The organism is Winogradskyella sp. (assembly GCF_013042245.1).
Classification (GTDB): Bacteria; Bacteroidota; Bacteroidia; order Flavobacteriales; family Flavobacteriaceae; genus Winogradskyella.
In genome coordinates this window covers 1-9592 of record NZ_JABDQL010000151.1, presented here as the reverse complement: position 1 = coordinate 9592, position 9592 = coordinate 1, and the positions used below count along the sequence as shown (strand labels likewise).

The 9592-nt window shown below is 33.0% G+C and carries 8 protein-coding genes; 5 read left to right on the top strand and 3 right to left on the bottom strand.

The features are described from left to right. The first annotated feature begins 400 nt into the window (after nt 1–400). From HKP48_RS11995 to hemL, 3 genes are read left to right on the top strand one after another with little or no spacing between them, the layout of a single operon-like run. Nucleotides 401–1300, top strand: coding sequence for a pyridoxal-phosphate dependent enzyme (locus HKP48_RS11995; protein ID WP_296346172.1), 900 nt, complete (start codon nt 401–403; stop codon nt 1298–1300). Continuing rightward, nucleotides 1301–2080, top strand: a complete 780-nt coding sequence (locus tag HKP48_RS11990; protein ID WP_296346169.1) for a glucosaminidase domain-containing protein — start codon at nt 1301–1303, stop codon at nt 2078–2080. A 10-nt stretch (nt 2081–2090) separates the two neighbouring features. Beyond that, nucleotides 2091–3380 carry a glutamate-1-semialdehyde 2,1-aminomutase gene (hemL, locus tag HKP48_RS11985; RefSeq protein ID WP_296346167.1) on the top strand — a complete coding sequence of 430 codons (1290 nt, stop codon included), beginning with the start codon at nt 2091–2093 and terminating at the stop codon, nt 3378–3380. Nucleotides 3381–3424: 44 nt separating this feature from the next. Here hemL and HKP48_RS11980 read toward each other — a convergent pair whose 3' ends face one another. Both HKP48_RS11980 and HKP48_RS11975 read right to left on the bottom strand, forming a co-directional pair. Next, nucleotides 3425–3856 (bottom strand): hypothetical protein, encoded by a 432-nt coding sequence (locus HKP48_RS11980; RefSeq protein WP_296346165.1) that lies wholly within the window; start codon nt 3854–3856, stop codon nt 3425–3427. Between the two features lie 813 nt (nt 3857–4669). Beyond that, a complete protein-coding gene (locus HKP48_RS11975) occupies nt 4670–4960 on the bottom strand; it encodes a hypothetical protein (RefSeq protein ID WP_296346163.1) in 291 nt (96 codons plus the stop codon). Between the two features lie 146 nt (nt 4961–5106). Between HKP48_RS11975 and HKP48_RS11970 the strand changes: the two genes are divergently transcribed. Then, nucleotides 5107–5985 (top strand): alpha/beta fold hydrolase, encoded by an 879-nt coding sequence (locus HKP48_RS11970; protein WP_296346162.1) that lies wholly within the window; start codon nt 5107–5109, stop codon nt 5983–5985. After that, nucleotides 5957–6766 (top strand): alpha/beta hydrolase, encoded by an 810-nt coding sequence (locus HKP48_RS11965; protein ID WP_296346160.1) that lies wholly within the window; start codon nt 5957–5959, stop codon nt 6764–6766. Before HKP48_RS11970 ends, HKP48_RS11965 begins: the two co-directional genes overlap by 29 nt. 51 nt (nt 6767–6817) lie before the next feature. Here HKP48_RS11965 and HKP48_RS11960 read toward each other — a convergent pair whose 3' ends face one another. Then, complete coding sequence (locus HKP48_RS11960) at nt 6818–9313, bottom strand: zinc-dependent metalloprotease (RefSeq protein WP_296346174.1); 2496 nt, start codon at nt 9311–9313, stop codon at nt 6818–6820. Between the last annotated feature and the right edge of the window lie 279 nt (nt 9314–9592).

Genomic DNA, 9592 nt, shown 5'->3' with positions numbered 1-9592 from the left:
CTGAAAAATTGATAGCAAATTATGTTAAGGAACAAGGTGTTGAAAAGGATTATAAAAGTTTGAAAAAGAATAATCAATTGAAATTATTTTAATGCCTCGTGGGCTTGCCCCGAGGATTATTTACTTCCGTTTATTTTTTTAAAACGAAAAGATTTGATTCTAAATAAAGTGTTGCTTAATCATGAGAAGATTCATCTTCGGCAACAAGTTGAGCTTTTAATCGTGTTTTTTTATTTGCTCTATGTTGTTGAGTTTTTAGTTAGGCTTATTAAATTGAGAAGTTGGCTGCATGCTTATTTATCTATTTCTTTTGAAAAAGAAGCCTATCAAAATGAGCGCAATCATAAGTTTTTAAAAAAGCGACCATTTTGGAATTTTATACATTATTTTTGATGCCAAGATGAACTCGCAAGTACAACAGATTCCTATTGAAAATGATAAAAATATTCAGCTTTATATAAAGCGCGAAGATTTAATTCACCCTTTTATTTCTGGTAATAAATATAGAAAGTTAAAGTATAACTTACTTGAGGCTAAGCGGCTAAAAAAAGATACTATACTAACTTTTGGAGGCGCGTTTTCTAATCATATAGCTGCAATGGCATATGCAGCTAGGATTAATGGCTTAAAAGCGATTGGTGTTATCAGGGGCGAAGAATTGCAAGGGGAAATAAATGTAAATTCAACGTTAAAATTTGCTCAAGAAAATGGTATGAGTTTTCATTTTGTTACTCGAGAAGATTACAGGAATAAGACCTCTCAGTACTTTCAAGATGAGCTTAAAAATAGATTTGGAGATTTTTATTTAATACCTGAAGGCGGTACAAATCATCAGGCAGTTAAAGGATGCGAAGAGATACTCAATTCTAAAGATGCCCAATACGATTATATATGCACTTGTGTTGGTACTGGAGGAACAATTTCTGGATTGATAAATGCTTCAAAAAAGTATCAAAAAATATTAGGTTTTCCTGCGTTAAAAGGTCATTTTTTAAGTGAAGAAATTGCTAAATTTGCAAATAATGAAAATTGGCAATTAATTAATGATTATCATTTTGGTGGTTATGCTAAAATAAATACCTCATTAGTAACGTTTATTAATGCTTTTAAATTAAAATACGATATACCATTAGACCCTATTTATACTGGTAAAATGCTTTTTGGTATAATGGATATGATAAAATTGGGTAAGTTTGAAAGCGATTCGAAAATTCTGATAATTCACACTGGAGGAATTCAAGGAATTGAAGGGATGAATCAAAGGTTAAAAGCCAAGTCAATGCCCTTAATCTATGTTTAAATGAAAATAAGATTTCTTATAATAATTGTATTGTGCTTTGCGATGGCTTGTGGTTCTAAAAAGGGTGTGGTTACAAAAAAGGAGAAGTCAAAAACAAAAACAGAAGAAGTTGTAGTTAAAGAAAATTCTGGAAGTTTATTAACAAAAAAACCAAAAACGAGAACTTCTGTTGATACTTACATTGATACTTATGCGCAAATAGCAATGTCCGAGATGCGTACTTCAAAAATCCCAGCAAGCATAACTCTAGCACAAGGTATTTTGGAGTCGGGTTCAGGAAATGGTCGATTGGCAAAAGAAGCAAACAACCATTTTGGTATAAAGTGCCATGGTTGGAAGGGAGCTAAAATCTACCATGATGATGATCGCTCTCAAGAATGTTTCAGAAAGTATAAGCAAGCTTCTAAATCTTATAAAGACCATTCCGATTTTTTGGTAGGTAGAAAGCGCTATGCAAAACTTTTTAAATTAAAAGCTAATGATTATAAAGGTTGGGCTAGAGGTTTACGAGCTGCAGGCTATGCAACAGATAGAAAATATCCTCAAAAATTAATAAGCTTAATTGAGCGCTATGAGCTCTATAAATACGATGCGAAAGTTTTAGGAGGAAAATCAAAGAAGTCTGCGGATTCTGTAGAAGTAATAACCCATACCATTGTAAAGGGAGATACATTATACTCTTTAAGTACAAAGTATAGAGTTTCTGTAGAAGAAATTAAAAGAAAAAATAAACTAACATCAAATGATTTGTCTATTGGGCAAATTCTTAAAATAAATTAAGCTTACAATTATGTTGTATCAACGAAGTAGCGCTCTTTTTAAAGAAGCTCAAGATGTGATTCCAGGAGGAGTAAATTCACCTGTACGCGCGTTTAAAGGTGTAGGAGGAACACCTATTTTTGCAAAATCTGCTAAAGGAGCTTACGTTTATGACGAAGATGGAAACCGATATATAGATTATATTAATTCTTGGGGTCCAATGCTATTAGGGCATGCTTTTGAGCCAGTTGTTGAAGCTGTAAAAGCCAAAGCAGAATCTGGGACATCATTTGGTATGCCAACAGCAATTGAAACAGAGATAGCGGATCTAGCTGTGTCCATGGTGCCAAATATTGATAAAATTCGTTTTGTAAATTCAGGAACAGAAGCATGTATGAGTGCTGTGCGATTGGCACGAGGATTTACAGGTAGAGATAAGATTATAAAATTTTCTGGTTGTTATCATGGGCATAGTGACGCTTTTTTAATAGCAGCTGGAAGTGGTGGTGCTACTTTTGGAACACCAAATAGTCCCGGAGTAACTCAAGGTACAGCAAAAGACACATTATTATCTGACTATAATAATTTGCAAAATGTTGAAGAATTAGTTACTGCTAATAAAAATGAAATTGCTGCTATTATTATTGAGCCAGTTGCTGGTAACATGGGATGTATTCCGCCTAAAAAAGAGTTTTTAGAGGGTCTGCGCTCGCTTTGCAATGCCGATAACATATTGCTAATATTTGATGAAGTAATGACCGGTTTTAGATTAGCTAAAGGTGGTGCACAAGAGTTGTATGGTGTGCATGCGGATATTGTTTGTTTTGGTAAGGTTATTGGTGGTGGATTGCCCGTAGGTGCTTTCGCTGCTAGAAATGAAATAATGAACCATTTAGCACCTATAGGGCCAGTATATCAAGCAGGAACTTTAAGTGGTAACCCATTAGCAATGGCGGCAGGCTTAGCAATGTTAAATACTATTAATTCTGATAAGGATTTATTTAAGCGATTAGAAGAGAAAACTATATACCTTCATAAAGGTATTTCTAGTGTGCTTTCAGAATTTAAAATTGAACATACTATAAATAGAGTTGGCTCTATGATATCTGTTCATTTTGACAAAAATCCAGTTTATGATTTTAATAGTGCAGCTAAGGGAAATAATGAAACGTTTAAAACGTTTTTTCATAGTATGCTAAATCAAGGTATTTATATTGCACCAAGTGCTTTTGAGACTTGGTTTATAACAGATGCTTTGTCTTATGAAAATTTAGACGAAACTATTAAAGCTGTACAAGAATTTGCTAAAGATATAGCATAAAAAAAGAGTGCTAAAGGCACTCTTTTTTAATTACTTTATAAGAATTAATTTCTTCTTTTTCCTCTTTTCTTGCCTTTTTGCATTTTACGTTCCATCATTTGAGAATATTTGGCATATTGTGTATCATCAAGGATGGTTTTCATACTTGCTTTTAATTCTATTTGTGAATCAAGACGTGCTATTCTCATTTTCTGACGTTCTTCTTGAGTCATGTCTTTGACAGGTGTTTTGTCGATGTCTATCTTGTCATAGCTATCCTTGTAATGTGCAAGCAACAATTCTTGAACTTGTGTCTGTTGTTTATCTGACAAATCTAATCTTAATGCCATTTGTTTGGTTTGTATTTCTGCACGTTCTTCAGGAGAAGGTCTCTTTGCAAGGCGCTCCATTAAATCTTTTTTCTTGTCCGATTTGTCTTTTTGTGCAAAGCCTGTTAATGTACAGAGAGTTAATGCAAGTACTAATAATTTTTTCATGGTTTTAATTTTTATTGTTTTTTAATCGATTTACTGGAATTTCTTTATTGAAACACTTTCGTTAAACATTTTGTTCTTTTATATGACTACTTAAAGCCAAAAGCGTTTAAAAATACTAGTTTTTTTAACATTATTTAACACTTGTCTGTTTTTTATGCTTGATTTATTCTCTAGTGGAACATATAAGTTTATTCCCGTTTGTATATCTGCTGCGTTATTTACAGAAAAATCTTATTTTATGTACATGGAGAGTTTAAAGTTTTTTCACAGCCATAAGTGTAAATTAAGGGCCAGTTAGATAAAGGAACATAATAGAGTGTTGTGACGCCATTATGTTACCCCTCGTACTGTATATCCTTAAAGTGTAATAATCAGAATGTATCTGTCATTTAGAGCGTGGTCACAGAGCGTAGTCGAAGTGCTCAATGTGACAGAATGTGTTTGAAATCTAAATTATTACTGATTACGGACATACTAATAAAAAAATATTCTTACTTAGGTTTAAGATGTTTTCATTGCGGTTATTATAGTTGAAATTAACTTGATTTAATCCGTAAAATCGTCTCCCAAAAGGGTCTTCTCCGCCAGTGATATTACTATGAAACCATTCTATCGATTCATCGCTTGTAAGAACTGAAAAAAATAACTACCATCAGTAATTAGATAAGACCTTGTATTGATATTTATTTTGTGTCCTTTTACAATTGGTAAGGTGAAATTAAACCTAAATTCTTTTATAACAGCATCTATAACAATATTGTAATAATCTGTGAGAGTTGTTTCTTGGTCTGCAAAATTAAATCTTCTTTGAAACTAAGTTACTTGATTTAATACTTCCCTTAGAGCTGGGTTTTTTGTAAGGTGGGTTTCATCAAAGGGTTGAAAATTGTTACCGCTAGCATAGTTGAAACTTAAGGATTTGTTTTTACTTGGACGAATTTTGAAGTTTTGTCTAATACGAGAACTAAATATCCTAAAATGATGCACGGTTTGCATATTTGGGTTGTCTATTCCATTTTTAAAAACTAAATTATCTACTTTTTGAGCATGATTTTGAAAAGCTAATGCGATATGGATAAGTAGAAATATCAATTTTTTTACCATGACAAGTATAGGATATTTCACTAAAACCTACATTAAATATTAAATTGAAGATGAACTTCACTGATTAATATTAAAATGAATAAAGATTTACTGACAATCACTATTCTTACATATTTAGTATCTTGTTGCTAATTCCTTAAATAATTATGCAATACTGGATTTCAACTATTTTATTAATTCTTGGCATATACATAGCAATAAGCATTGCACTGTATTACATTCAAGATTACGTATTATTCAAGCCCGAAAAATTGCCCAAGGGTTTTCAGTTTGATTATGAAAATCAAGAAACCAAAGAATATAATCTAGAAACCCGAGATGGAGCAATTATTAATGGTTTACGTTTTTATCCAAAAGGCGAGAGTAAAGGTGTTGTTATTTATCTCAAGGGAAATTCAAAAAGTATTAAAGGTTGGGGTAAGTTTGCTGTAGATTTTACACGCCATGGCTACAACGTTTTAATGGTTGATTATCGTGGTTTTGGTAAGAGTACAGGTAAGCGTTCTCAAAAAGCTATTAAACGCGATTTACAATTGGTTTACAATAAGGTTAAGGAGAAAACTACCGAAGACAGAATCATACTTTACGGTCGTTCTTTAGGCTCAGGTTTTGCTACAAAATTAGCATCTATGAATAATCCTAAAAAACTCATTTTAGACGCCCCATATTACAGCCTAACAAAAGTTACAGGACGTTATATGCCCTTTATGCCCTTGTCTATTTTGCTGAAGTATCCGTTACCAACTTACAAATGGTTAAAGTATGTGCAATGTCCTATTCATATTATTCATGGAACTCATGATAAGTTAATTCCGTATAAATCGAGTGTAAAATTATCTCAAATCAATCCAAAACTTACAGAATTATATACTGTAATTGGTGGTGGTCATAAGAACTTAAATAATTTTGAATCTTACCATAAAATGTTAGACGACATTTTGAATAGAGAACCAAAAGCCATCGACTTAGAAACTACAAGTATTAACGTTATTCACAGTGCAAAACAAACTAAAAAAAAGGCTTAAAAGAATTGCAGTTATACTTTTAGCCTTATATCTCATGGTAGGAGCATCATTATATTTTTTTCAGGAAAAGTTATTGTTTTTACCTACAAAGTTAGAACAAGATTATCAGTTCGAATTTAATTATCCATTTGAAGAGTTATTTTTTAAAACAGGCGATGATGCCCTAATCAATGCACTTCATTTTAAAGCCGAAACTCCTAAAGGTGTTATCTTATACTTTCATGGTAACGCAGGAGATTTGAGTCGTTGGGGGAAAATTACCGAATATTTTGTAGGCTTAAATTATGATGTTTTAATTATCGATTATAGGACTTACGGGAAAAGTATAGGGAAATTAAGTGAAGCTGCTTTCTATAAAGATGCACAGCTTTGTTATGATTATTTGTTGAAATCTTATTCAGTAAATGATATTACTTTATATGGGCGCTCACTAGGTACAGGAATCGCTTCTTATCTGGCTTCAAACAATAAAGTAAAACAGTTAATTCTTGAAACGCCTTATTACAGTATTGAAGATGTGGCAAAAAGTAGATTTCCTTTTTTTCTAGTAAAACGATTATTAAAATATAAGTTTCCGACTTATAAGTATCTACCAAATACTAATTGTGAAATTTCAATAATTCATGGGAGAGCAGACAATATTGTGCCTTATGAATCTGGTAAAAAGCTTTTAGAATTAGATATACCTAATCTAAGTTTCTATACTGTGGAAAACGGTAATCATAATAACCTAATTGAATTTGAAGCTTATCATCAAGCCATTAAAACTATCTTAAAATAAAAAGCCTCAAATAAACTTTGAGGCTTTTTAAGATTATATAAAATCTTTAGATTATTTTGGGTCTAAGATATTATTTACACGTTCTAAAGCGTCAGAAATGTGAATTCTGCTCATAGAATCTCCACCACGAGCATTTCTCAATTGAGAGCGCAGTGATTTTAATTCTGCTCTTACAACAGCTCTAATATCAGACTGACTGACGTTAACAGATGTTCCTCCGAAGAAGCGTCTAAATTGAGCAGGGATATTTGGTTGTTCATTTTTCATGATAAACTCCACACGTTCAATATAAGCACGTTGAAGGTTACGTCTGTAAATATCGATTTTCTTCCCTGAACGTAATTCGCTGAATAAACCCCTTCTTAAGTCTTTCATCATATCGTAAAGACCGTAAGCTTTATCGCCATTTATGGATTCATTTTCTAGAAGACGTTGCATTCTTCCAAAATCCATAATATTATTTAGTGTACGTGTTTGAATACCTCTTACACGCTCTATATGTCCAGCACTTTCAATTTTATTAAAAATATTGTTGTCCAACATCCAATTAGGCGTTGTAAATAATTGATTTTGTATAAAATTCATTGCTTTTTTCTGGTGGTCGTCAGCAACATGTGTATAAACAGCACCATCTTGATCGTAGGTTTTATAGATTTCATAAACACCACCTATATTATTGGATACATGACCCATATAGCGATTAAATTGTCCAAGGACTTGATTATACATGGTTTCTAAATCATCATAATTTTTACCGTCTTCGGCAGTCCACTCGATTAAGTTAGGTACTATACGCTTAAGGTTTTTTATTCCATATTCACTTGCTAAAACAGCGTCGTCACCTAAATCTTCAGTTTGAGAGCTTGGGTCAATAACTGGGCGTTGTTGTCTTCCAAAACGGTACATTGGGTCGCCAGCTTTTTCTAAAATCCAGCTGTCTAATGTTTTCTTTTCGTCCTCAGCAGACTTTGCTTCTAAAATAGGTCTGTAACCCCAATTAATGGCGTACTTATCGTATGGTCCAATGTTTGGCATTAAAGTCACGCCTTCATCACCAGGTTGTGCAACGTAATTAAAACGAGCATAATCCATAATTGACGGTGCTGTACCATATTTTTTAGTAAACTCAGGGTTTCTTAAATCCTCAACTTTATATGCAACACTACTACCCATATTATGAGGTAATCCTAAAGTGTGTCCTACTTCGTGAGCAGATACAAAACGAATTAAGCGTCCCATTACTTCATCTTTAAAAGCAACACCACGAGCATCCGGGTTTATGGCAGCAGTTTGTACAAAGAACCAGTTACGTAATAATGTCATTACGTTGTGGTACCAGTTAATATCACTTTCTAAAATTTCTCCAGAACGAGGATCACTTACGTGAGGTCCATTTGCGTTTGGTATTGGAGACGCTAAATAACGTACAACAGAATAACGTACATCTTCTGGTGACCATTCTGGGTCTTCCTCAACTGTTGGTGGGTCTTTTGCTATAATAGCATTTTTGAAACCTGCAGCTTCAAAAGCAACTTGCCAATCTTCGATACCTTGCTTTATGTATTTTTTCCATTGGTCTGGTGTAGCTCTGTCTACGTAATAAACAATAGGCTTCTTTGGTTCAACTAATTCACCACGCTTAAATTTTTCAATATCTTCATCTTTAACTTCTAGTCTCCAACGGTCTAAATAACGCACCGTTTTACTTTCTTGAGCATCTAAACCATAATCGGTTTGACCTCTACCAAACCATCCAACACGTTGATCAAAATTACGACGTTGCATCGGTACTTTTGGTAAAAGAATCATTGAGTTATTAATTTCTAACGAAATTGTTCCTGTACTTGAATTTGAAGGTGGACGACCAGCTGCATATGTTTTTACGTGTCTTGCTTCAATATTTTCAGGATAACTTTTTAATGATTCTATAAAAGACTTTTCTGAATCTAATCGGGTAATTCTATATGCTTGACGTCTACCTTGAGGGAATCCCAATGCCTTAACATCTTTGCTAAACATAGGTGTAACATCGATTACTGTTTTAGTAGAATCTTTACTGAATGCTTTTATAGGAAACGCATAAAGTATTGGCTCAAAATTTGAGTTAACTACAGCTTCATGCACAGGTAATGAGTCTGCTGCAACAACTTGATGAGAAACTACTCGAAGCAATACCTTTTTGTCTTTCTTTTGCCAACGTAAAACTTGAGTGTTTTGTTTACCGCCACCAAAACCAATACCATTGGCAGTTTTAGCGATACGAGTCACCATTAACATTTCTCTCTCGAAAAGGGAATCTGGAATTTCGTAGAAAAATTTATCGTCTAATTTATGAATATCAAACAAACCTTTATCTGTTTTAGCATCTTTGGTAATGACTTTACTGTAAGGTTTAATTGCGCCTTTTTTGGGTTTTTTAGCAGATGCTTTGGCAGCAGCAGTTGGGCTGCCTTTCTTTGCTTTGCTTGCTTTTTTCGCTGTATTACAAGAGAATACTAAAAATGCGAAACAAACAAACAGAAGTTTAATACGTAAATGTTTCAAAATATGTTGGTTTTAAATTTTGCTTCAAAATACGCAAACAGATAATTATGGTATGGGTTACATAGGCTATTTAGTATTTATTTAACGCACTTTTAGGTCTTCAACAATAAAAAACATACCTAGTAAGATATGCCTTAATGTAATTAGCTTTTATCTATTAATGCGAATCAAGGGTTGGTAAATAGATAAAAAAACAAGCTTAATTCATTGAAAAACAACGTCTTAAACTTGTTTAAGTTATTGATTTTCAGTATCTTAATAGTCGATTTCAACAAGATTATT